This window comes from Luteimonas salinilitoris (assembly GCF_041300785.1).
In the GTDB taxonomy this organism is placed as follows: domain Bacteria; phylum Pseudomonadota; class Gammaproteobacteria; order Xanthomonadales; family Xanthomonadaceae; genus Luteimonas; species Luteimonas salinilitoris.
The window spans coordinates 1-24,358 of sequence record NZ_JBFWIB010000026.1; the positions used below are offsets into that span (position 1 = coordinate 1).

Genomic DNA, 24,358 nt, shown 5'->3' on the forward strand with positions numbered 1-24,358 from the left:
CACGGTGCCGTTGATCACCCCGCTGTCGAAGCCGAACAGGAACCCGCCCAACGTCGCCACCAGGCTGATCAGCACGATGAAGCGGGTGTTCGGCGACTCCGCCGGCGCGGCCCGCTCGGAAAGGTTGACGCTGCTCATGGACGATCCCCTCGTGAGAATGACGTGCGCCGCCTGTCCGCGTGCGGACGAAGCAGGAACCGGGCATTGCCGCCTCGGCAATGCGGGCCATGACCACCAGCCCGCCGCGCCACCGCGCTTTCGACTATCGCGGATGCGACCTCGACCTGCCCCGCGTCGTCGTCCACGCGCGCAAGCGCGACGATTCCCGTTGCTTCAGCTGTTCCCCGCCCGCAACAGATACTGGTTGATCAGGTTCTCGTAGGCTTCCTGGCGGCCGCTGCGGCGTGCCGGTTCTCCGCGCTCGAGCGCCTGCGCGCGCAGGCCCGGCAGGTCCAGCTCGCCGGTCGCGAAAGCGCGCCCGGCGCCGTTGTCGAAGCCGGCGTAGCGCTCGCGGCGCCAGGTTTCCAGCGGCGAGTCGGCCAGCAATGCGTGCGCCACCTCCAGCCCGCGCGCGAATGCGTCCATGCCGCCGATGTGCGCCAGAAACAGGTCCTCGGCGTCGGTCGACTCGCGCCGCACCTTGGCGTCGAAGTTCAGCCCGCCAGGCTGAAGCCCGCCCTGCCGCAGCACCACCAGCATCGCGCCGACGGTGTCGTACAGGTCGGTCGGGAACTGGTCGGTGTCCCAGCCGTTCTGCGGGTTGCCGCGGTTGGCGTCGATGCTGCCGAGCAGGCCGGCGTCGGAGGCCACCTGCAGGTCGTGATCGAAGCTGTGGCCGGCCAGGGTGGCGTGGTTGGCCTCGATGTTGAGCTTGAAGTCGTCGGCCAGGCCGTGACGCTGCAGGAAGCCCGCCACCGTCGCGCTGTCGAAATCGTACTGGTGCTTCATCGGCTCCATCGGCTTGGGCTCGATCAGGAAGTTGCCGGTGAAGCCGACGCTGCGGCCGTAGTCGCGCGCCATCGTCAAAAAGCGCGCGAAGTGCTCGAGCTCGCGCTTCATGTCGGTGTTGAGCAGGCAGGCATAGCCTTCGCGCCCGCCCCAGAACACGTAGTTCTCGCCGCCCAGTTCCACCGTCGCGTCGATCGCCGCCTTCACCTGCACCGCGGCGCGCGCGACCACGTCGAAGTCGGGATTGGTCGACGCGCCGTTCATGTAGCGCGGGTGCGAGAACAGGTTGGCGGTGCCCCACAGCAGCTTCATGCCGGTGGCCTGCTGGCGCTGTTTCGCCAGCGCCACCATGTGCGCGAGGTTCTTCTCGTACTCGCCGATGTCGTCGGCGTCCGGCGCCAGGTCGATGTCGTGGAAGCAGTAGTACGGCACGCCCAGCTTGGTGAAGAACTCGAACGCGGCGTCGAGCTTGGCCTCGGCGCGCGCCAGCGGCGAGTCGCCGGACGGAGCCGGCGCATCCCAGGGATAGGCGCGGGTGCCCGGCCCGAACGGATCGTGGCCGGCGTTGCAGAAGCTGTGCCAGTAGCACACGGCGAAGCGCAGGTGCTCGGCCATGGTCTTGTCGCCGATCCGGCGGTCGGCGTCGTAGTGCTTGAACGCAAGCGGATTGTCCGAGCTTGGCCCCTCGAAGGGGATGCGGCCGATGCCGGGGAAATATTCGCGCGCGCCTTTGAACATGCCGGTGGAATTGGAAGAGCTCATGCGTGGGTCCGTTGGGGGTTCGGGGAAGAATCGGGATCGTCGTCGGAATCGTCGGTGGTCGCATACAGCGGCCGCACCGCCGCGAGATGACGCAGGAACGTCGCATAGTGCGCGCGATAGGCCCGGGACTGCGCCGGGCGCGGAGCGGCCGTCGCGGCGGCATCCGTACGCACGTGCGCCTGCACCGTCTGCGCCAGCGTGCCATCTTCCGCGCCCGCGGCGCGCCCGCATGCCCACAGCGCCTGCAGCGCGGCACCGAACGCGGCGCCTTCGCCCTCCTGCGGGATCTCGACCGGCAGTTCGAAGACGTCGGCCACCAGCTGCCGCCAGGCCGCGCTGCGGCTGCCGCCGCCGGTCAGGCACAGGCGCTCGAAGCGCAGGCCGGCGTCGACGAAGGCATCGTAGCCGTGGCGCAGGCTGTAGGTCGCGCCCTCCATCGCCGCGCGGTACAGGTGCGCCGGGGTGGTGTTGTGCAGGTCCATGCCGGTCAGGCAACCGCGGCCGGCGGGTAGGTCGGGGGTGCGCTCGCCGCTGAAAAACGGCAGCAGCACCAGGCCGCCGGCGCCGGGTTCGGTCGCCTCGACCAGCGCGTCGCCGTCGCCGGCGGCAATGCCGAACAGGCGGGCCATGGTCTCGGTGGCGACGGTGCAGTTCATGGTGCAGATCAGCGGCAGCCAGCCGCCGGTCGAGTCGCAGAACGCGGCCCAGCGGGCATCGTCGTCCACCACCGGGCGGTCGGCGTAGGCGAACAGCGTGCCCGAGGTGCCCAGGCTCACGGTGAGCCGGCCGGGCTGCACGTTGCCGGTGCCGATCGCCGCCATCATGTTGTCGCCGCCGCCGGCCGACACGCGCACGCCGGTGGGCAGTCCCAGTTCCGCGGCGATCTGCGCGCGGATCGGGAAGCTGGCGTCGGGCGCCACCAGCGGCGGCAGGCAGGCTGCGAGATCGCGGTCGGGATCGGTCGCCGCCAGCAGCTCCGGCGACCATTGCCGCGTGCGCACGTCCAGCCAGCCGGTGCCGGAGGCATCGCCATGCTCCATCCAGCGCTCGCCGGTCAGCCAGAAATCGATGTAGTCGTGCGGCAGCAGGATCGTGTGCAGGTCGCGATACACCTCGGGCCGGTGGCGCCGCGTCCACGGCAGCTTGGAAGCGGTGTAGCCGGCCGGCACCGGGTTGCCGGCCAGCGCGACGCAGCACGCCCGCCCGCCGGCCGCGGCCATGATCCGCCGGCCGTCGGCGTCGGTGCTGGTGTCGTTCCACAGCTTGACCGGGGCCAGCACGCGGCCGTCGGCGCCCAGCGGCACGAAACCGTGCTGCTGCCCCGACACGCCGATGCCGCGCACCCGCGCGCGCAGTGCCGCCGGCATCGCCGAGAAGCACCGGGACACCGCGTCGGTCCACCATTCCGCGCGCTGCTCGCGGGCGCCGTCGTCGCCGTGGATGAGCTCCAGCGGCACGCCGGTCACGAACACGCTGCGTCCCGCCTCCGGGTCGTAGGCCACCAGCTTCACGCTCTGGGTGCCGACGTCGAGTCCCACGAATACGCTCAAGGCAGCCACCCCGCAGTCTGCGCCGGCGGTGCCGGCCAGCGTATGATGGTAGCGCTAACATGGCCCGGTGGTCTCGGGCCAACGAAAATGACCAGCGGTGTCATATGGATTCCGGATCCATCAGATCGCATGCAACCCCCACTGTAACCGCAACGGTGCGAATCGCCTTGCTGCAGCGCACGATGCCGCGGGCGGATCGCTTTGCTACGGTCTGAATGACCAGCGGTGTCATGAACCGCTCCGGTCGCGCCCGGAGCGGGAGCGGCCGCGCCACCACGAGGCCCCTGATGACCCTGAAGACGTTCCGATCGCTCCCGATCCTGGCCGGCACCTGGCTGCTCGGCGCCGCCCTCTGCGCCGGCGCGGCAACGCCGCCGGAGGCGGGCGCCTGGGCGCGCGGCATCGAGGGCCAGCGCCAGGCCGACCTCGGCGACGGCACGTTCCTCAACCCGATCCTGGCCGGCGACCATCCGGATCCGTCGGTGCTCCGGGACGGCGACGACTACTACCTCACCCTGTCCTCGTTCGACGCGTATCCGGGACTGCCGCTGTGGCATTCGCGCGACCTGGTCAACTGGCAGCCGCTCGGCCACGCCATCACCACCAGCGTCGGTTCGATCTGGGCGCCGGACCTGGTCCGGCACGAGGGCCGCTACTACATCTACTTCCCCGGCCGCACCGACGCCGGCCGCAGCAACTACCTGGTCTGGGCCGACGACATCCGCGGTCCGTGGAGCGAGCCGGTCGACCTGCACCTGCCCGACCACATCGATCCCGGCCATGCCGTGGGCGAGGACGGCAAGCGCTACCTGTTCCTGAGCGGCGGCGACTACGTGCAGCTGTCGGACGACGGCATGCGCACCGTCGGCGACGTCAGGCACGTCTACGACGGCTGGCGCTATCCCGAGGAGTGGGTGGTCGAGAGCTACTCGCAGGAAGGCCCCAAGATCACCCGCCACGACGGCTGGTACTACATGATCACCGCCGTCGGCGGCACCGCCGGCCCGCCGACCGGGCACATGGTGATCGTGGCGCGCTCGCGCTCGATCCACGGGCCGTGGGAGAACGATCCGAACAATCCCGTCGTGCGCACCGAATCGCGCGACGAGCAGTGGTGGTCGCGCGGCCACGCCACCCTGGTCGAGGACGGCGCCGGGCAGTGGTGGATGATGTACCACGGCTACGAGAACGGCTTCTGGACCCTGGGCCGGCAGGCGCTGCTGGACCCGGTGGAATGGACCGGCGACGGCTGGTTCGTCGCCAGGGGCGGCGATCTCGGCCGGCCGCTGCCCAAGCCGGCCGGCGAATCGACCGGCCGCCACGGCATGGCGCTGTCGGACGATTTCTCCGGTGACCGGCTCGGCCACCAGTGGGCGTTCTACCAGCCGGGGCCGGACGAAATGGACCGCGTCGCCTTCGAGGACGGCGCGCTGGTGCTGCAGGGCAAGGGCTCGGTGCCCCGCGACGCCTCGCCGCTGACCGCGATCGCCGGCGATCGCGCCTACCAGGTCGAGGTGGAGATGGAGATCGAACCGGGCGCCGTCGGCGGCGCGCTGCTGTTCTACAGCGACCGCCTGTATGCGGGGCTGGGCTCGAACGGCGAGGACTTCATCATGCACCGCTACGGCGAGGAACGCCCCGCCAGCCTGAAGCCGGGCAAGGGCGGCCGGCTGTGGCTGCGCCTCACCCACGACGACCACGTGCTCACCATCCACCACAGCCGCGACGGCCGCACCTGGGAGAAGTACGGCGTGCAGATGGAAGTCTCCGGCTACCATCACAACACCGTGGGCAAGTTCCTGTCGTTGCGGCCCGGGGTCTATGCCGCCGGCGACGGACGCGTGCGCTTCCACGATTTCCGCTACCGGGCGCTCGACTGAAGCGACCGGCTAGAATCGAACGCAAACCGAATCCACGGCCCGGACCAGAGCGGATGCCCGCAGCGAAGAAAACCAGCAAGACCGTCGCCCCCCCGGCGCCCGTCAAGGCGGCGACGATCAACGACATCGCGCGTCTGGCCGGCGTCTCCAAGAAGACCGTCTCGCGGATCATCAACCGCTCGCCGCTGGTGCGCCAGGACACCCGCGAGCGGGTCGAGGCGCTGATGCGCGAGGTCGGCTACTCGCCCGACCCGATGGCGCGCGGGCTGGCGTTCCGGCGCTCGTTCCTGATCGGCATGGTCTACGACAACCCGACCGCGCAGTTCATCGTCAACATGCAGTACGGCGCGCTCGACGCGTTGCGCGATTCCGGCTTCGAACTGGTGGTGCATCCCTGCGACAGCCGCAGCCCCGGCTACATCGACGGCGTGCGCCGCTTCGTGCAGCAGCAGAAACTGCACGGCGTGATGCTGGTGCCGCGCGTGTCCGAGGACCAGGCCCTGGCCGACATGCTCGGCGCCATCGGTTGCCGCTACACCCGCATCGCCGCGGTGGCCCTGGACGAGCCCTCGCGCATGGTCGTGACCCACGACCGCGACGGCGCCGCCGAGGCCGCCGACTACCTGCAGTCGCTCGGGCATCGCGACCTCGCCCTGATCACCGGTCCGCGCAGCTACCGCTCGGCGATCGAGCGCACCGACGGCTTCGTGGGCGCGCTGGTCAAGCGCGGCATCGAGCTGCCGAAGGCGCGCGTCGTCGAGGCCGGCTACACCTTCGAGTCCGGCGTGGCCGCCGCCGAGAAGCTGCTCTCCGGCAAGCGCAAGCCCACCGCGATCTTCTGCGGCAACGACGAAATGGCCGCCGGCGTGTACCGGGTCGCGCTGCGCGCCGGCATCAACATCCCGCGACAGTTGTCGGTGGTCGGCTACGACGACAGCCCGCTGGCCTCGCGGCTGTGGCCGCCGCTGACCTCGGTGCGCCGCGACACCCGCGACACCGGCCGCGTCGCCGCGGCGATGCTGATCCAGGCGGAGGAGGGCGCCGGCGCCCGCCCGGCCGCCAGCGTGCGCCCGCACCTGATCGTCCGCGATTCCTGCCAGCCGCCGGACAGCTGAGCCGCAGCATCCCACCCGGTGACGGGTCGCGCCGACGGTGATCGGTGCAAGGTGGACTCCTCCGTAGGAGCGCGCCATGCGCGCGATGCCGCGCCCTCGCGGCCTCGATGCAATCGCGCTCCCGCGTCCGGCCCCCGCGGCATCGCGGGCGTGGCCCGCTCCTACGACGGGGTCGCGGCGTGGCTGCGCGGCGCAAAATGGCCGGAGGGTCGCGCCGACGGTGGTCGGTGCAAGGTGGGCTCCTCCGTAGGAGCGCGCCATGCGCGCGATGCCGGCGCCCTCGCGGCCTCGATGCAATCGCGCTCCCGCGTCCGGCCCCCGCGGCATCGCGGGCGTGGCCCGCTCCTACGGCGGGGGCGAGACGTGGCCGCGCTGCGCAAGATCGTCCGAGAGTCGCGCCCACGGTGATCGGTGCAGGGTGAACCTGATCCGTAGGCGCGCCACGCGTGCGATACCTGCGCGGCTGCGAGCCGACCTCCCCGAATTGGCGCACTGCGAAATGACACCGGTTACCAGAATCCGTAGAATCGAGTCCATCGACCACGGAAGCCGTCCGCGACATCCGCGCCGGGCGCACCAGCCACGGGAGACCGCCCCCATGTACCAGAAGACCTATCACGCCACCCATCCGGGTGTGATGCAGAACATCTCCAACGACGAGCTGCGCGACCTGTACCTGCTCGACGGCCTGTTCGCCGCCGACGACATCCGCCTCAGCTACACCCACTACGAGCGCTTCGTGATCGGCGGCGCCGCACCGGTGAACAAGGCCGTCGCGCTGCCGAAGCAGGCCGAGCCGGAATCGGCCAAGGGCCATCCGTTCCTGGAGCGGCGCGAACTCGGCATCGTCAACGTCGGCGCCGGCAGCGGCACCGTCACCGTCGACGGCACCGCGCATGCGCTGGCGCCGAAGGACGGCCTGTACGTGCCGATGGGCAGTGAGGAGGTCAGCTTCGCCTCCGACGATACCGGCACCCCGGCGAAGTTCTATCTCGCCTCCACCCCTGCGCACGCGCGTTACGAGGTCAAGCACATCTCGATCAACGACGCGGTGCCGCTCGAGCGCGGCGCGCTGGAGACCAGCAACGAGCGCACCATCTACCAGTACATCGTGCCCGCCACCTGCAAGTCGTCGCAGCTGCTGCTGGGGCTGACCATCCTCAAGCCGGGCAGCGTCTGGAACACCATGCCGCCGCACCTGCACGACCGCCGCTCCGAGGTGTACTTCTACTTCGACCTCGGCGAGAACGACCGCGTCTACCACTTCATGGGCCAGCCCGACGCGCAGCGCCACATCGTGGTCGCCGACGGCGAAGCGGTGGTGTCGCCGCCGTGGTCGATCCACATGGGCGCGGGCACCAGCAACTACTGCTTCATCTGGGCGATGGGCGGCGAGAACCTCGACTACACCGACATGCATGTGCTCGACATCTGCCAGCTGAAATGATCTCGTAGGAGCGCGCCGCGCCAAGCAATCCTTTCCGCCGCGGTGAGAAATGGGCCGTCGCCACGGGTTTCGCCAATGAATAGCCGACGCTCCACCCATGGGTGTTTGTCAGCCCCTCGCGAAGGGCCCGGCTGTTCATTGGCACCGCCCGTGGCGACGGGCTTGGCCATACTGCAGCGGGAAAGGCTGCTTGGCGCGGTATCGCGCGCATGGCGCGCTCCTACATTCCTGGCCTGAAGCACCGCAAACAAAGGATCGCGCCACCATGTCTCCTTCCTTCGATCTCAGCGGCAAAGTCGCCCTCGTCACCGGCGCCAACACCGGCCTCGGCCAGGGCATCGCCGTGGCGCTGGCGCAGGCCGGCGCCGACATCGCCGCGGTCGGCCGCAGCGCTCCGTCCGACACCGAGGCGCGGGTGACCGCGCTCGGCCGCCGTTTCGCCTGGATCGAGGCGTCGCTCGACACCATCGCCCCGGTGCAGGGCGTGGTGGATGCCGCGCTCGAGCGTCTCGGACGCATCGACATCTTGGTCAACAACGCCGGCACCATCCGCCGCAACGACGCGCTCGACTTCACCGAGGACGACTGGGACGCGGTGGTCGGCGTGAACCTGAAGACCTTGTTCTTCCTGTCGCAGGCGGTCGCCCGCACCCTCGTCGCCGCCGGGCGCGGCGGCAAGATCATCAACATCGCGTCGATGCTGTCGTTCCAGGGCGGCATCCGCGTGGCGTCCTACACCGCCAGCAAGTCCGGCGTGCTCGGCGTCACCCGGCTGCTGGCCAACGAGTGGGCGTCGAAGGGCATCAACGTCAACGCCATCGCGCCGGGCTACTTCGCCACCAATAACACCGAGGCGCTGCGCAACGACGAAGCGCGCAACGCCGCGATCCTCGAGCGCATCCCGGCCGGGCGCTGGGGCGATCCGTCGGATCTCGGCGGCGCCGCGGTGTACCTGGCCTCGAACGCGGCCGACTATGTGCACGGCGCGGTGCTGCCGGTCGACGGCGGCTGGCTGGCGCGCTGAGGCCGGGAATCGGGAATGGGAAATCGGGAATCGGAAGAGCGCAGGAGCGGAGCCCGTTTTTCGTCGGGTGCCGGGCGGGTGCTGGGTTGCCTGTTGTGCTCCATCGTCGCGTTTGCGGCCTGGGGGGCGCATGCCGCGCCCAAGCGTGTATTCGTCGTCGGCGACTCCACCGCCAGCGAATACGGTCCCGAGCGCGCGCCGCGCAACGGCTGGGGCCAAGTGCTGCAGACCTTCCTCGATCCCGACGCGTTCGAGGTCCGCAACCACGCCAAGAGCGGCCGCAGCGCGCGCAGCTTCATCGAGGAGGAATGGTTCGCGCCGATCGAGGACGAACTCGCCGCCGGCGACGTGCTGCTGATCCAGTTCGGCCACAACGATGCCAAGTTCGAGGATCCCTCGCGCTACAACGAGCCCGAACAGGCCTTCCCGCAGTGGCTGATGCGCTACGTCGCGCTGGCACGTGAGCGCGACGCCACGCCGGTGCTGATCACGCCGGTGGCGCGGCGCAAGTTCGACCACGGCCAGCTGCTCGACACCCACGGGCTTTACGCGCAGGCGGTGCGCGAACTGGCGCGGCGCGAGCAGATCGCGCTGATCGATCTCACCGCCGCCAGCACGGACTGGCTGCGCGCGCTGGGCGACGAGGCCTCGAAGCCGTATTACATGCACGTGCCGGAGCAGGGCCAGGCCGACGACACCCACTTCAGCCGCGCCGGCGCCACCCTGGTCGCCTGCCTGGTGGTGCGCGAGTGGAAGGCGCTGGACCCGGCGCTCGGGCAGCATGTCGTGCGCGACACCGACTGCGGCGCGCCTGCCGATGCGCGGGCGCTGCGCGCCGCGCAGGCGCATCCGTCGCGGGTGCTGCGCGCGAACGATGTCCCGACGGTCGAGCAGCCCGGTCCGCACGGCGGCCCCGGGCCCACCACCGCCTGGCCGTACTTCGCCGACGCGGAGGCGTTGCCGTTCGCCTTCCGCAAGCGCGTGCTGCACCCGGGCGCCGGCATCGGCCTGCATCCGCACGACAAGGACGAGATCTACTACGTGCTCTCGGGCCGCGGCGTGTTCGTCCTCGACGGCGAGGCGCACGAGGTCGGGCCCGGCGACGCCATGCTCACCCGCCCCGGCAGCACCCACGCCCTGCAGCAGGCCGGCGACGCCGACCTCGAGATCCTGATCGTCTATCCCAACAAGGCTGCGCCGCCTCCTTCCGGTCGGGAAAGCCCGTAACGGTCTTTCGGTGCTTCTTCGAAGCAAACCTTCGGCTCTGCCGGGGTGTCAAAGCGGGGGCAGGCTCTCGCTCCGCGCCCCGGCCCTTGCGCACAGCGCAAGGGCGTTCAGGCATGCGCGAGCCAATGGCTCGCAAGCAGCACGCCTTCACCCCGATAGGGAGAAGGGAAGGCGCCAGGCGGCGCATTCATTTCCCATCGCGATGTCCGTTTGCGCCGCGCGGCGACCTGCGGCGGGCACCATGGGGAACCGCCGCCGCGGGCGGGGCGATTGACACCAGTGCTACCGGAAATCGGAACTGTCGCCGTGTTCACGTAAAAAGAGAGATGGAATCCCTATGCCGTGTCGTTATTTTTTTGTTATGGTGGGCACGCGCCGGTTATGCGCGATCTTTGGGGGCTTCATCAAATCTCTGTCCGATGGTCGACCGTCACGTCGATGGCGGCGACTGCGGCTGTCGCCTGGTGCGAGACGGGGCCCCGTGCCCCGAATCCACTGGTAGCCGCGACTTCGGCATTTTTTGGTGCATGGATTATGAATACGGCGATGCTGCAGGCGACCAATGAACTGCCCAGGCTGGCGGTGGTCGAGGACGATCGGGAGTTCAGGGAGGACGTTCTGGTGCCGACGCTCACGCGCGCGGGGTTCGAGGTCGATGGCATGGCGAGCGCACTCGAGCTCTACCGGGCGATGACCGTGCGGCGCTACGACCTCGTGCTGCTCGATGCCGGGCTGCCGGACGAGGACGGGTTCAGCATCGCCGCGCACCTGCGCGGCCTGTCTCCGGCGCTCGGCATCGTCATGCTCACCGGCTACGCCTCCGGCGACGACCGCATGCGCGGCCTGCGTGCCGGCGTCGACGCCTACCTGTCCAAGCCGGCGAGCATGGAGATGGTGGCGACCACGCTGCGCAACCTGGCCCGCCGGGTCGTCCCCAACGCGAACCTCGCGCGTGCGAAGTGGCGTATGGACGAGGGATGCTGGCGCATCCTGTCGCCGGACGGCGTCGAGATCGCGATGAGCCTGGCCGAGCGGCAGGTGATGAAGGTCCTGGCAGCGAGTTGCGGTGCCCCGATCAAGCGCGAGGCGCTGATCGCCAGCCTGGCCGAGAACGTGCATGACTTCGATCCGCACCGGCTGGAGATGCTGGTCCACCGCCTGCGCAAGAAATGCCTGAAGCTGGGACGCGAGGAGCTTCCGCTCCGCGCCGTGCGCGGTGTCGGCTACGTCCTGACCTGGTAGCCGTTCCCGACCGGTCGCGGTCGGACCACGCCGCAATGGGTGCAGGGATGCGGCAATGATGCCCCGGTTCCGAGGCGCCGAACGTGTCCGGGGGCCCACGCGTCACGCGGCATCGCGCCCATGGGGCGCTCCTACGAAGCATGATCATTGCCGCGCGACCGTTACGGTCGGTCCCGCCGTAGGAGCGCGCCATGCGCGCGATACCGCGCCAGGCAGCCTTCTCCGTTGCGACGAGACAAGGCCCGTCGCCACGGGCAGTACAAATCAATAGCCAAGCTCCTCACGATAGACCAACACCGCACCCGTTGGCTCGAGGTGCGGGCTATTCACTGACACCGCCCGTGGCGACGGCCCATTCTTCACTGCGGCGGAAAGGGCTGCCTGGCGCGGCATCGGGCATGGCGCGCTCCTACGCGAGGCTATCGCGCGTTATCGCGGTTCCGTGGAGCCGGCGTGTTCGCGTCCAGGTCCGTGCGCGCCGTCGGCCATCGGCAGGCGCGCGAAGAAGCGTGCCGACGCCCGCGGCCGCCTGCTTTCCGGCAGAATGTTCGACATGATTGTTGCCAGAGGTTTGGACCTATCCGGCAGTCGGCTTGAAGCCCCTCTCCCTGCGGGACGACAGCGCACGGCTTGCGCGCCATTGGCGCGCGTGCGTTGGAGCGCCCGTGCCGCTGGCACGGGCCGGGGCGCGGAGCGGGGGTTGGGGTGAGGGTACGGCGAAGTCGCGATGGTTCGCACCCCTGCCGCTTCGCCGTACCCTTGCGGTGGGCCAAGGCCCACCCTATAACCCCCATAGGGTGGGCCTTGGCCCACCATTATCGTCCGCGATGACGCGCCGCCCATCCTCCGCGCCACCGCGCCCCGGCCCTTGCGCAAGGCGCAAGGGCGTTCAGGCGTGCGCGCGCCAGTGGCTCGCAAGCAGCACGCCTTCACCCCGAAGGGAGAAGGGAGAGCCCGCCTTGCTTTCCCGGGGGACACTTGCTTGCTGTTGAAGGACTTCCGATGCGGCTGATCGGTTTGTTGCTCGGCCTGCTCGCGGCCTGCGGTTCCGCGCTGGCGTCGGCGGTGCAACCCGACGAGCGGATCGTGCCGCGGACGTTCACCGGTGACGACGGGCTTCCGCAGTCGGGGGTGAACGCCATCGTCCAGGCCCGCGACGGCTATTTGTGGATCGGCACCTTCGGAGGCCTGGCGCGTTTCGACGGGATGACGTTCGAGACGTTTCGGGGGCAGTCCGGCGCCGAGTCGGCGGCCGTGGAGCAAGGGCGGCAAAAAGGCCCGGCCAGCGACCGCATCATCGCCCTGCACGAGGACGACGCCGGACGGCTGTGGATCGGCACCCAGGATGCCGGGCTGAGCGTGCTCGAACACGGCATGTTCCGGCACCTCCCGATTTGCGACGGCGTCTGCCAGGTCAGCGACATCCTGCAGGGTCCGGACGGGGAGATCTGGATCGCAAGCAGTGCCGGCGTGCTGAGGCTGCACCCGGACAGCCGGCAGGAGACATGGATCGCGCGCCTGGGTTGGGCCGGCTACGTCCGCTTGTCCAGCGATGGCCAGGGGCGGGTTCATGTCGGCGGCCACCGCGGCTTCGGCGTCGTGGTCGACGGCGAGCTCCAGCCCCTCCGCCTGCCCGGCAGCGACCGCAGGGTCTACCTGCTGGAACGCAGCGGCGACCAGCTGCTGGTGGGCACCGAACGCATGCTCTACCGGTACGACCCGGTCCGGCGGCACTGGCAGCCGCTCGGGGTCGACCGGCCCACCTTCGCCACCCAGGACGCCGACGGCCTGTGGTGGGTGTCGCAGGCATCCGGGCAGCTGGTGCGGGAGGACGCTACCGGAGCCTGGCGCAACGTGCCCGAGCTTGCGGGCGTGGGCGTCACCAGCCTGGCGCGCGACAACGAGGGCAATCTGTGGGTCGGCAGCACCAGCAAGGGACTGCTGCGGTTTCGCAAACCGCTGTTCGGGGTGATCGCCGTGCCGCAGCCGGAGCCGAACGCGGCCGGCCGCGCGGTCGTCGCCGACGGACAGGGCGGCCTGTGGTTCGGATCGGCCTGCGGACGGCTGGGCCATTGGCGGCACGACGGCAGCATGCAGACGCTGCCGATCCTGCAGGTGCTGGGGAACGAATGCGTCGGCAGTCTGCTGCTGGACCGCGACGGCGTGCTGTGGGTGGGAACGAACGGGGGCAGCCTGGGACGGATCGTGGGAGGCGAACCGGAGCACGTCGTCACCTGGCCGGCCGGAGAGTCGATCAACATCTGGCAGCGCGAAGGCCGGCGCTACGTGGTCGGTTCGGGACGCTCGACGTTCGAACTGGAGATCGACGCCCGCGGACGGATCATCGGCCGCCGCGACATCGACGCCCTGCAAGGCATGCGTATCAACCAGAGGATCGAGGCCGCGCAGGGCGGCCACTGGTTCGCGGGCGACCAGGGCGTGCTGCGGCTGGTCGGCGGCGAGGCGGTCGAGCGCTGGACCCCGGCGGAGGGGCTGTCATCCCGTTTCGCCCGCGCCGTGTATGAGGACGAGGAAGCGCGCACGCTCTGGGTGGGCACCTACGGCGGCGGCCTCAACCGCATCCGCAACGGACAGGTGCAGCACTACGACAGCGGCAACGGCCTGTTCGACGATACCGTCTCGTGCATTCTCGCCGACGACCGCGGGCGCCTGTGGCTGGGCGGCAATCGCGGCGTGACGTTGCTGCCGGCGCCACGCGAGGCGGCGGCCACGATCGAGTCGATCGGCTACACCGCGGCCGACGGCCTGGTGCCGGCCGAGATCAACGGCGGCACCTCGTCGCCCTGTCACCGCGATACGCAGGGCCGGTTGTGGTTCTCCCTGGTGGAGGGCTTCGCCGTGCTCGATCCCAAGGACGTGCCGGAGGTCCGGCCGGCGCCGTTGCAGCCGCACATCGAGCATGTCGCGGTCGCCGGGCGTCCGCTGGAATTCACCGGGCCGGCGCTGGTGCTGGAATCCTTCGCCCGCAACCTGGAGATCCGCTATACCGCGGTCAACCTGAGCAAGCCGCGGGACACCCACTTCCGCTTCCGCCTGTCCGGGTTCGACGAGGGCTGGGTCGAGGCCGGGCAGAACCGCAGCATCCTCTACCCCTCGATTCCCTGGGGCGAGCACCTGTTCGAGGTGCAGGCGCGCATCGCCGGCGGTCAGTGGTCGCCGGTGCCGGCGAGTCTGCGGATCGTCCATCCGCGTCCGTGGTACCAGCGCCCGTGGGTGTGGACGCTGGCGACGCTGCTCGGCCTGCTGGCATTGGTCGGCAGCACGCATTTGGAAAGAAGCCAGCCCGAGCCCGGCGGCACGGCCCCGCGACCACGCGCGCGGCGCGGCTGATCTCCGAATCCGGGAATGACACGCCCTCACCCCGCAAGCGGGAGAAGGGGGCATACGGTCCTTCGTAGGAGCGCGCCATGCGCGCGATGCCGCGGGTGTCTGGTCTCGGCCATCCGCGGCTCCGCCGCGAGCCGGAAGGCGCGTCGGTGGACGGAATTGCGTGGTGGCGAAATGCCCGCGGCATCGCGCGCATGGCGCGCTCCTACGAAGGGCATGTGCACCGCGGGAATCTCGTGGCGCGGCGGGCCGTGCCAGCGCACGAGGCATGCAGCGCGTACGCGCGCCAATGGCTCGCAAACGCACCTCTTTCTCCGGCAGGGAAACGGGGGGAAGCCTCCGCCGCCTCGTCCGGAACGATGGCGATGACGTCATCGCCCGCAGGCGGCGCCGCCATCTGCCGGGATCGCCGGCAACGTGGCCAGCAGCTGCTCCCCGGTGAATGGCCTGCGCACCCGCAGGATGCCCGAGTCGTCGAGATCATCGGAAGCGGCCGGATCGCCGGAAGGACCGGCGGGCGACCGATCGGAGATAAGCACCCGCCGGGCCTTCCCCAGCATGTTGCCCAGCTGCCGCAGCAGCACCAGCCCGTCGGTATCGGCGAGATCGTGGTCCGCGATCACCACGTCGATGGCGGTCGACTGCAGCACCTGGGCGATCGCCTCGCCGCCGCGCCGGGCTTCGATGACGCGGCACCCGCGCGCGGCCAGCGTCGCCGTCGCGTGCCGTGCAAGCGCGGCGTCGCCGGTCACCAGCAGCACCCGCGGCGCTTCGGCCGCCTGCCCCGCGTCGCATTCGGGCACCGCCAGCGGCAACCGCAGCCGGATGCGGGTGCCCTCGCCGGGCGCGCTGTCCACGTCGATCCCGCCGCCGCTGTCGGCGACGAAGCGGTGCACGATCGCCATGCCGATGCCGGTGCCCTTGTCCTTCGGCTTGGTCGTGAAGAACGGCTCGAACAGGCGCGCGCGCACGTCCGGCGTCATGCCGCTGCCGGTGTCCTCGACCCGGATCAGCGCGTGCCCGCCGTCGGCCTCGATCGACAGCGCGAACCGGCCGCCCTGCGGCATCGCGTCGCAGGCGTTGGCGGCGATGTTCAGCAGCGCCAGTTCGAGCTCGTCGCGGTCGGCGGTCACCAGCAGGCCCGGCGGCGGGGTGTCCAGCCGGGCCCGGATCGCGCGGGGGAACATCGGCAGCAGCAGCGGGCGCATCTCCTCGATCGCCTCCGCCAGGTCGAACGTGGACACCAGCCGGACCTGCGTGCGGCCGAAGCTCAGCAGGCGCCGGGTGACCACCGCGCCGCGCTGCGCCGCCCGCTGGATCCTGGACAGGGTGGCATCGGCGTCGTCGCCCTGCGCGCGCGGCGACGTCGCCAGGCCTGCGATCACGCTGAGGATATTGTTGAAATCGTGGGCGACGCCGGTCGCGAGCCGGCCGATGGCCTCCATGCGCTGCGTCTGCAGCAGGCGTGCATAGGCGTGCTCCTTCTCGTCGATCTCGCGCTCGAGTTCCACGCACAGCGCATCGAGTTCCCTGCTGCGCTCGATCGCCCGCTGCGACGACAGGATCAGGCGGTCCAGGATCATCGCCAGCACCAGAAAGCTCATGCACGACAGCAGCAGGTTCGGCAGCACCTCCGACGCCGCCGCGGCGTTGGTCGCGTGCCCCAGGTCGGCCAGCGCGCCGATCGCCAGCGCGCCGGCGGTGGCCAGCGCGGTCCACCACACCGCGGACCTGCCCAGCAACAGCCCGGCGAACAGCAGCGGCATCACATGGGTCGTCTGCAGCCCCGACTGCGCCCGCAGCCCGTAAGCCTGGTAGCTGAGCGCGATCAGCAGCAGGCCGCCGGCAATGGTCAGCGCGGCCGAAAGCCGGAAGCGCCCCCGGCGCAACAGGACGAAGCAGGTCCACGCGTAGGCGCCGATCGCCAGGGCGCCCCAACGTTCGCCGTCCCCCACCGCACCCGCGCCGCTCCAGGACGCGACCGCGATCGACACCGCCATCGCACCGGCAACGATCAGGAGCAGCTGCAGCATCCACGCATTGCGCCTGTCCTGCCGCGCAACGGGGACATGCGTCAACCAGCCGATCAGGCGTTGCCGCAGACCGAGCGGCGTGTCTTGAGCGGTCATCGGTGCGGCCGCCGCGAGGGGGCGTTGGCTCGATCACGTCCCCCCTTTGAAAAAGGGGGGAAGGGGGGATTTGCTCCGCGCCCGGCCAAGCCACAGCCAGAGCAAATCGCTTCGCGATTCCCGGCCCACGCGCAGTGCGCGTGGGCGCTCAAGCCGTCGCAAGCCTGCGGCTTGCAAGCGGCGGCTTTCGCCCCCCTCAATCCCCCTTTTGCAAAGGGGGAAGACAAGGGCCAGGAAATGTAGGGAAACCTCCCCGCAATGGGAGCAACGATCCGCGGAATCGATGCCCGCACCCGCCGGCCGTTCGGTCTCCGCCCCATGCCAACCCACCGTTTCTCACCGAGAATCCCGGCCAATATAGCGGCCGTCTCCGGAAACCGGTAGACAGGCGCCGGCGACGAAACCGGCCATCTAAAAGCGTGACGCATGTTGCGATTCAAGCAATTGGCACCTGCAATTTAACGAGATGTGAACGGCGTCGGTTTTATGCGCGGCCGGGTGCCCGCGCCAAGCATCGCCAGCATGCCGCGACCGGGACACGCGCGCGCCGTGCCATCAGCTCGCCGGCTGCCGAAACCCCGAGTTTTCCGCGCCCCGCCGCGGTTTCGCCTGCGCCCGGATCGAACGGGGCGGAGCCCGCGCAGGTGCCGGCCCGCTACCGATGGTCTCTCCGGAGCGGCCGGCCAGCCGGCCCGTCCCATCCGTGCCGCCGTTCCCAATTCGGCTGCCGACGCTCACCAATGGTGATGTTTGTTGAACTTCCGTGCGGTTTGTTGAATTTCCGTGCGTGATCGATGGCGAGGGGCGGCCCTAGATTGCCTGCGCAAATCCTCGAACGACGCCCTCGGCCGCGGAACCGTTTTCATCGGTGCCCTCGATCGCCCAGGGGAGTGAACGGCGGCGTCGCAAGGGGATGGAGGTTTAAGCAGGCAATCTGCCAGCAGGACGCAAGTGGTGGTCCGTGTCGGTCGGTTGCTCTACAGCAGCAATGGGGAGCCACTTGTGACCGTCACGTCTCAGCGCAAGGCAGCAGCGTTCTGCCGTTCGAGCCTCCTGTCGTTGGTCCTGGTGGTGTCCGCCTTCGCGGGCATGAAGGTCCTGGCGCAGTCGGCGGTCACCAACACCGCGACCGTCGCCCCGCCCGACGGCGTGGTCGACTCGAACCCGGACAACGACAGCGACGACGCGCTGATCTCGGTGAGCGCGCCGCCCCCGGACTTCGGCGCGTGCGATGCGACCATGTATCTCATGCAGGGCGGTCCGACGGCGCTGCTGCGGATCGACACCTCCACCAATCCCTTCACCTATCCGCCACTGGGTTCGGCTGCGGTTACGTACAACGCGGCGGCCTACAACCCCGTCGACAACTACATCTATGCGAGCGGCCAGGTCGATGGCCAGCACGTCCTGCTGCGCATCGGCAGCGATGGCTCGGCGGAGAATCTCGGCGCCGTTTCAGGGGGCGGGATCGACACCGTTGCGGCTGATCTCAATACCGGTGAAATCGGCCCAGACGGCTTCTATTACGTCAAGGGCTCGCAGAGCACCAACCAGGCATGGCGCGTCGATCTGGCGACGCGGACGGCAACCCTCATCACGCTCAGCGAGTCGGTATGGCTGTCGGATTGGGCCTGGCACAACGGTTTGCTCTATGGTCATTCCCACGTGACGGGCCTGCTCCACGCGATCGATCCCGCTACGGGAGCCACGACAACTGTTGGCCAGACCGGAATCGCGGATGCCTTTGGCGCCATATACGGCGCCAGCAACGGCGTCTTCGGAAGCGTCAACGGCGGCGGCTTCTACCAGTTCGACCTGACCACCGGTGCGGTGACGCTGATTTCGGATTCGCCGCCATCCGGCGGCGCCAACGACGGCGCCAAGTGCCACACCACGCCGATGGAATTCGCCGCCGACCTGGCAATCGACAAGGACGACGGCAGCGAGACCTACGTGCCGGGCGAGGACGTGGTCTACACCATCGTGGTCAGCAACCTCGGCCCGTTCGGCGTGCAGGGTGCGACCGTCGCCGATCCGCTGCCCACCGGTATCACCACCGCCAGCTGGACCTGCGGCAGCGGCACCGGCGGCGGCACCTGCGGCGCGGCCATTGGCAGCGGCGCGATCGCCGACGTGCCGGTCAACCTGCCGGCCGATGCCACGGTCACCTTCACCCTGACCCTGTCGGTGCCGAGCGACTTCAGTGGCGACCTGGTCAACGTGGCCACCGTCACCAGCCCGCCGGAAGGCTCGCCCGATCCCACCCCGGGCAACAACACCGACGACGACACCGACACCCTTGAGCCGTCCGTAGTCACGGTGGAGAAGACCTCCAGCCCGGTGCCGGGCACAATGCTCGGCGTCGGTGACACCATCACCTACACGGTGACCACGACCGTGGCCGGCGGCCCGACCTCGGACGTCGTCACGCTCACCGATACGCTGAGCGCCGGCCTGACCTTCGGCACGGTGACCGCTCCCGGCGACTTCACCTGTAGCGGCGAACTGGTGTGCACGTTGCCGGCGGGCACGCCGGCGGGCACCTATGCGCTCAGCTACACCGCCATCGTCGACCTGGGCGCCACCGGCACGGTGAGCAACACGGTGGTGCCCACGGGCGACGACAACCCGACCTGCGGCACCTGCACCACCCAGCACCCGGTGCAGCCGAGCTTCGGCACCTGCGACGCGACCATCTACCTGGGCGTGGGTGTAACCGGCGGGGTGCAACTCGTCCGTGCCGATACCAGCACCAACCCGCTCACCTATCCCCCGATCGGCTCGCCGGATTCCCCTGGCTACAACGCCATGGGCTACGACCCCGACAGCAACTACATCTATGCGACGCGATGGGATGCCGGTACGAGCAGGTGGCGCCTCCTGCGGATCGGCAGCGATGGCGTCGTGCGGGATGTGGGTCCCATCGTCGGCGGTGGAATCAATGCCGCGACGAGCATCGCCACAGGCGTGGTCGGCGCGGACGGCTTCTACTACGTCAAGGGGAACATCTCGACGAGCGAGATGTGGCGCGTGGACCTGTCCACCCGGACGGCCACGCGCATCGCGCTCAGCCAGGCGATCGCCTCCGCGGATTTTGCCTGGAACGGCGGGCTCATCTACACGCACGACCAGACCAGCGGCATCGTCTACTCCATCGACCCGAATACGGGCACGGTGGATCCGATCGGCCAGTCGGGCGTTGCCGGCGGCGGCTTTGGATCGCTGATCAGCGCCAGCAACGGCGTTTTTGGCCGTGAGAATGCGACCGGCGGATTCTACCGGTTCAATCTGACGACGGGCGTGGCGACGCTGATCTCCGATGGGCCGGTGGGCGCCGGCGACGGCGCCAAGTGCCCCACCACGGCGGTGGAGTTCCCGGCCGACCTGGCGATCGACAAGGACGACGGCAGCGACACCTACATGCCGGGCGAGGACGTCGTCTACACCATCGTGGTCAGCAATCTCGGTCCGTTCGGCGTCGCCGGCGCCACGGTCGACGACCCGCTGCCCGCGGGCATCACCACCGCCAGCTGGACCTGCGGCAGCGGCACCGGCGGCGGCGTCTGCGGCACGGCCAGCGGCAGCGGCGCGATCGCCGACGTGCCGGTCGACCTGCCGGCCGATGCCACCGTCACCTTCACCCTGACCCTGTCGGTGCCGGACGACTTCGAAGGCGAGCTGGTCAACGTGGCGACGGTGAGCAGCCCGCCGGACGGTTCGCCCGACCCCAATCCCGACAACAACACCGACGACGACACCGACGTCACGCCGGTGATCACGGTCAACAAGAGCGTCGATCCCGCCAGCAACACCCCCGTTTCGCCGGGCGACACGCTGACCTACACGCTGACCGTGGACGTGGTCGGTTCGGCGACGGTCGAACCGGAAGTGCTGACCGACACCCTCGGCGCCGGCCTGACGGCGGGCACGATGCCGGCCGGCTGCGTGGCCTCCGGCCAGGTGATGACCTGCACGCTGGCCGCCGACGCGGCGATCGGCACGCACACCTTCACCTACACCGCCACCGTCGATGCCGATGCGGAGACGCAGGTCGAGAACAGCGTGGTGCCGACCAACGGTGAATGCGAGACCTGCACCACGGTCAACCCGGTCGATCCGACCGTGCTGGTCAACAAGAGCGTCGACGTGGGCGACGGCACCGCGGTGTCGGTCGGCGACACGCTGACCTATACGCTGACGGCGCAGGTATCCAACGCGGTCACCGCCGTGGCCGAGGTCATGACCGACACGCTGGGCACCGGCCTCACGGTCGGCACGATGCCGGCCGGCTGCACCAATGCGGGCCAGGTGGTCACCTGCACCCTGGCCGCGGGCGCCGCGATCGGCACCCACACCTTCGTCTACACCGCCACGGTGAACGAGGACGCGACCACGCAGGTCGAGAACAACGTCGAGCCGAGCACCGGCATCTGCGGGGACTGCACCACCGTCAACCCGGTCGATCCGACGATCCTCGTCAACAAGAGCGTCGACCCGGCCAGCGGCACGCCGGTGTCGGTCGGCGACACCCTGACCTACACGCTGACGGTGGACGTGGCCAACGCGGTCACCACCGCGGACGAGGTCCTGCCCGACACCCTGGGCGCCGGCCTCACGGCCGGCCCGATGCCGGCCGGCTGCACCAATGCCGGCCAGGTGATCACCTGCACGCTGGCGGCCGGCGCGGCCGTCGGCACCCACACCTTCGTCTACACCGCCACGGTGAACGAGGATGCGGAGACGTCGGTCGACAACAGCGTCGAGCCGACCAACGGCGTCTGCGGCACCTGCACCACCACCAATCCGGTCGACCCGACGGTGATCGTCAACAAGAGCGTCGACCAGGCGCCCGGTGTGGCGGTCGCGGTCGGCGATACGTTGACCTACACGTTGACGGTGGACGTGACCAATGCGGTCACCAGCGCGGACGAGATCCTGACCGACACCCTGGGCACCGGCCTGACGGTGGGCACCCTGCCGGCCGGCTGCACGTCCACCGGGCAGGTGATCATCTGCACGCTGGCCCAGGGCACGGCGATCGGCACCCACACCTTCGTCTACACCGCCACGGTGAACGAGGACGCGACCACCGAGGTCGAGAACAACGTCGAACCCGGCACCGGCATCTGCGAGACCTGCAGCATCATCACGCCGGTCGACCCGACCATCCGGACCGGCAAGAGCGTCGACGTGGGCAGCGGCACCCCGGTGTCGGTCGGCGACACGCTGACCTACACGCTGACCGCGGTCGTGGCCAACGCCGCGACCACCGAGGCCGAGGTCATGACCGACACGCTCGGCGACGGCCTCACGGCCGGTCCGATGCCGGCTGGCTGCACCAACGCGGGCCAGGTGATCACCTGCACGCTGGCGGCCGACTCGCCGATCGGCACCTACACGTTCACCTACACCGCGACGGTCGATGCCGACGCGGAGACCGAGGTGAGCAACGAGGTAGTGCCGACCAATGGCGTCTGCGAGACCTCCTGCACCACGGTCAACCCGCTCGACCCGACGATCACGACCAACAAGAGCGTCGACGTGGGCAGCGGCACCGCGGTGTCGGTCGGCGACACCCTGACCTACACGCTGACCGCGGTCGTGGCCAATGCCGCGACCACCGAGGCCGAGGTCATGACCGACACGCTCGGCGCCGGCCTCACGGTCGGCACGGTGCCGGCCGGCTGCGTCGCCTCCGGCCAGGTGGTGACCTGCACGGTGCCGACCGGCTCGGCGATCGGCACCTACACGTTCACCTACACCGCCACGGTCGATGCCGACGCGGAGACGCAGGTCGAGAACAACGTGGTGCCGACGAACGGTGAATGCCAGACCTGCGGCACCGTCAACCCGGTCGACCCGACGGTGACGATCAACAAGAGCGTCGACGTGGGCAGCGGCACCGAGGTCGCGGTCGGCGACACCCTGACCTACACCGTCACGGCGACGGTGGCCAACGCCGTGACCGCCGATCCGGAGGTCCTGACCGACACCCTCGGCGACGGCCTCACGGTCGGCCCGATGCCGGCCGGCTGCACGGCGTCCGGCCAGGTGATCACCTGCACGCTGGCGGCCGGCGCGGCGATCGGCACGCACACCTTCACCTACACCGCCACGGTGGACGAGGACGCGACCACGCAGGTCGAGAACAACGTCGAGCCGAGCACCGGCGTCTGCGGCACCTGCACCACGGTCAACCCGCTCACCCCGACGATCACCGTCGGCAAGAGCGTCGACGTGGGCAGCGGCACCGCGGTCGCGCCGGGCGACACGCTGACCTACACGCTCACCGCGACCGTGGCCAATGCGGTCACCAACGAACCGGAACCGCTGATCGACACCCTGGGCGACGGCCTGACCGTCGGCACGCTGCCGGCCGGCTGCACGGCCTCGGGCCAGGTGATCACCTGCACGCTGGAAGCCGGCGCGGCGATCGGCGTCCACACGTTCGTCTACACCGCCACGGTGAACGCCGATGCGACCATCGAGGTCAGCAACAACGTCTCGCCCACGCGCGGCGTCTGCGACGAGTGCAGCACCGTCAATCCGCTCACGCCCAGCATCACCGTCAACAAGAGCGTCGATCCGGCCAGCGGCACCGAGGTCTCGGCCGGCGACACGCTGACCTACACCTTGACCGTGGACGTGGCCACCGCGGCCACCGTCGATCCGGAAGTGATGACCGATACGCTCGGCGACGGTTTGACGCTTGGCACGCTGCCAGACGGCTGCTCGGCCACGGGCCAGGTGATCACCTGCACCCTGGCCGCGGGCGCCGCGATCGGCACGCATACGTTCGAGTACACCGCCACGGTGGACCTCGACGCGGCGACCGAGGTCAGCAACAGCGTGACCACGAGCACCGGCACCTGCGAGACCTGCACCACCACCAACCCGGTGATCTCGAAGGTGCTGGTGAGCAAGACCTCCAACCCGGAGGACGGCACCGAGGTCGCTGTCGGCGACGTCATCACCTACACGGTGACGGTGACGGTGGCCAGCGGCGCGACCACCGAAGCGCTGCTCCTGCCCGACACCCTGAGCGCCGGGCAGACCCTGCTGGAGGACTCGATCGCGGCTCCCGCGGGCGGGGACTGCAGCGTCGTCGCCACCGGGCTCGAGTGCACCCTGGCGGCCGGCGCGCTGCCGGGCGTGCACACCTTCACCTACCAGGCGCAGGTGGCCCCGGACGCGGTCGGCGACATCGGCAACGTCGTGAGCGCGACCGGCGGCGGCGGAAGCGAGCCCGAGTGCACCGACTGCAGCACTGAGCATCCGGTGGCCGAGCCGGTGGTCACCATCGCCAAGACCGCCGATCCGGACGAAGGCGAAGAGGTCGGCGTCGGCGACACGCTGATGTACACCCTGACGGTGACGATCGAGAAGGCCGCGCTCACCATGCCGGTGCTGCTGCACGACACGCCGGGCGCGGGCCTGACGGTGGGCGCGTTGCCGGCCGGCTGCGTCAACGGTGCGGGCGAGATCGTCTGCACGGTGGAGACCGGCACGGTGCCGGGCGTCTACACCTTCAGCTACCCGGCCACGGTCAACGCCGATGCCCTGGGCGAGGTCAGCAATGCCGTGGTCAGCGAGTATGCCGGCAGCATCACCCCGGTCTGCCAGCCCTGCGGCACCGTGCACAAGCTGGCCGACGAGCCGGAACTGCGGGTGATCAAGACCGCCGGC

12 protein-coding genes are annotated in these 24,358 nt (G+C 69.8%); 8 read left to right on the forward strand and 4 right to left on the reverse strand.

All coding sequences use genetic code 11. The annotated features are described in order from the left end of the window. Nucleotides 1–333 precede the first annotated feature (333 nt). The 3 genes from xylA to AB5T46_RS19520 all read right to left on the reverse strand — a co-directional run bounded on the left by xylA (nt 334) and on the right by AB5T46_RS19520 (nt 3,492). The gene (gene xylA, locus AB5T46_RS19510; RefSeq protein WP_370565770.1) at nt 334–1,710 is read right to left on the reverse strand and encodes a xylose isomerase; all 1,377 of its coding nucleotides are present in this window, start codon (nt 1,708–1,710) and stop codon (nt 334–336) included. Next, entirely contained in the window at nt 1,707–3,260 is a 1,554-nt protein-coding gene (gene xylB / locus AB5T46_RS19515) for a xylulokinase (protein WP_370565771.1), read from the reverse strand. Before xylB ends, xylA begins: the two co-directional genes overlap by 4 nt. A 100-nt stretch (nt 3,261–3,360) precedes the next feature. Continuing rightward, entirely contained in the window at nt 3,361–3,492 is a 132-nt protein-coding gene (locus AB5T46_RS19520; RefSeq protein ID WP_370565773.1) for a hypothetical protein, read from the reverse strand. A gap of 55 nt (nt 3,493–3,547) precedes the next feature. On the opposite strand from AB5T46_RS19520, the gene AB5T46_RS19525 reads away from it, so the two are divergent. The 7 genes from AB5T46_RS19525 to AB5T46_RS19555 all read left to right on the forward strand — a co-directional run bounded on the left by AB5T46_RS19525 (nt 3,548) and on the right by AB5T46_RS19555 (nt 14,546). Then, a complete protein-coding gene (locus tag AB5T46_RS19525) occupies nt 3,548–5,140 on the forward strand; it encodes a family 43 glycosylhydrolase (protein WP_370565774.1) in 1,593 nt (530 codons plus the stop codon). A gap of 53 nt (nt 5,141–5,193) precedes the next feature. Further along, a complete protein-coding gene (locus tag AB5T46_RS19530) occupies nt 5,194–6,255 on the forward strand; it encodes a LacI family DNA-binding transcriptional regulator (RefSeq protein WP_370565775.1) in 1,062 nt (353 codons plus the stop codon). A gap of 598 nt (nt 6,256–6,853) precedes the next feature. Continuing rightward, a complete protein-coding gene (gene kduI, locus AB5T46_RS19535) occupies nt 6,854–7,702 on the forward strand; it encodes a 5-dehydro-4-deoxy-D-glucuronate isomerase (protein ID WP_370565776.1) in 849 nt (282 codons plus the stop codon). A gap of 265 nt (nt 7,703–7,967) precedes the next feature. Beyond that, a complete protein-coding gene (gene kduD, locus AB5T46_RS19540) occupies nt 7,968–8,726 on the forward strand; it encodes a 2-dehydro-3-deoxy-D-gluconate 5-dehydrogenase KduD (protein ID WP_370565777.1) in 759 nt (252 codons plus the stop codon). Nucleotides 8,727–8,828: 102 nt separating this feature from the next. Beyond that, nucleotides 8,829–9,953 (forward strand): cupin domain-containing protein, encoded by a 1,125-nt coding sequence (locus AB5T46_RS19545; protein WP_370565781.1) that lies wholly within the window; start codon nt 8,829–8,831, stop codon nt 9,951–9,953. A 534-nt stretch (nt 9,954–10,487) separates the two neighbouring features. Then, nucleotides 10,488–11,195, forward strand: a complete 708-nt coding sequence (locus AB5T46_RS19550) for a response regulator transcription factor (RefSeq protein ID WP_370565778.1) — start codon at nt 10,488–10,490, stop codon at nt 11,193–11,195. A 1,002-nt stretch (nt 11,196–12,197) separates the two neighbouring features. Beyond that, complete coding sequence (locus AB5T46_RS19555; RefSeq protein ID WP_370565779.1) at nt 12,198–14,546, forward strand: ligand-binding sensor domain-containing protein; 2,349 nt, start codon at nt 12,198–12,200, stop codon at nt 14,544–14,546. Between the two features lie 368 nt (nt 14,547–14,914). On the opposite strand, the gene AB5T46_RS19560 is transcribed toward AB5T46_RS19555, so the two are convergent. Next, a complete protein-coding gene (locus AB5T46_RS19560; protein ID WP_370565780.1) occupies nt 14,915–16,672 on the reverse strand; it encodes a hybrid sensor histidine kinase/response regulator in 1,758 nt (585 codons plus the stop codon). Nucleotides 16,673–17,674: 1,002 nt separating this feature from the next. Between AB5T46_RS19560 and AB5T46_RS19565 the strand changes: the two genes are divergently transcribed. Then, on the forward strand, nt 17,675–24,358 hold a 6,684-nt coding region (locus AB5T46_RS19565), incomplete at its 3' end, for a DUF6923 family protein (RefSeq protein ID WP_412753981.1).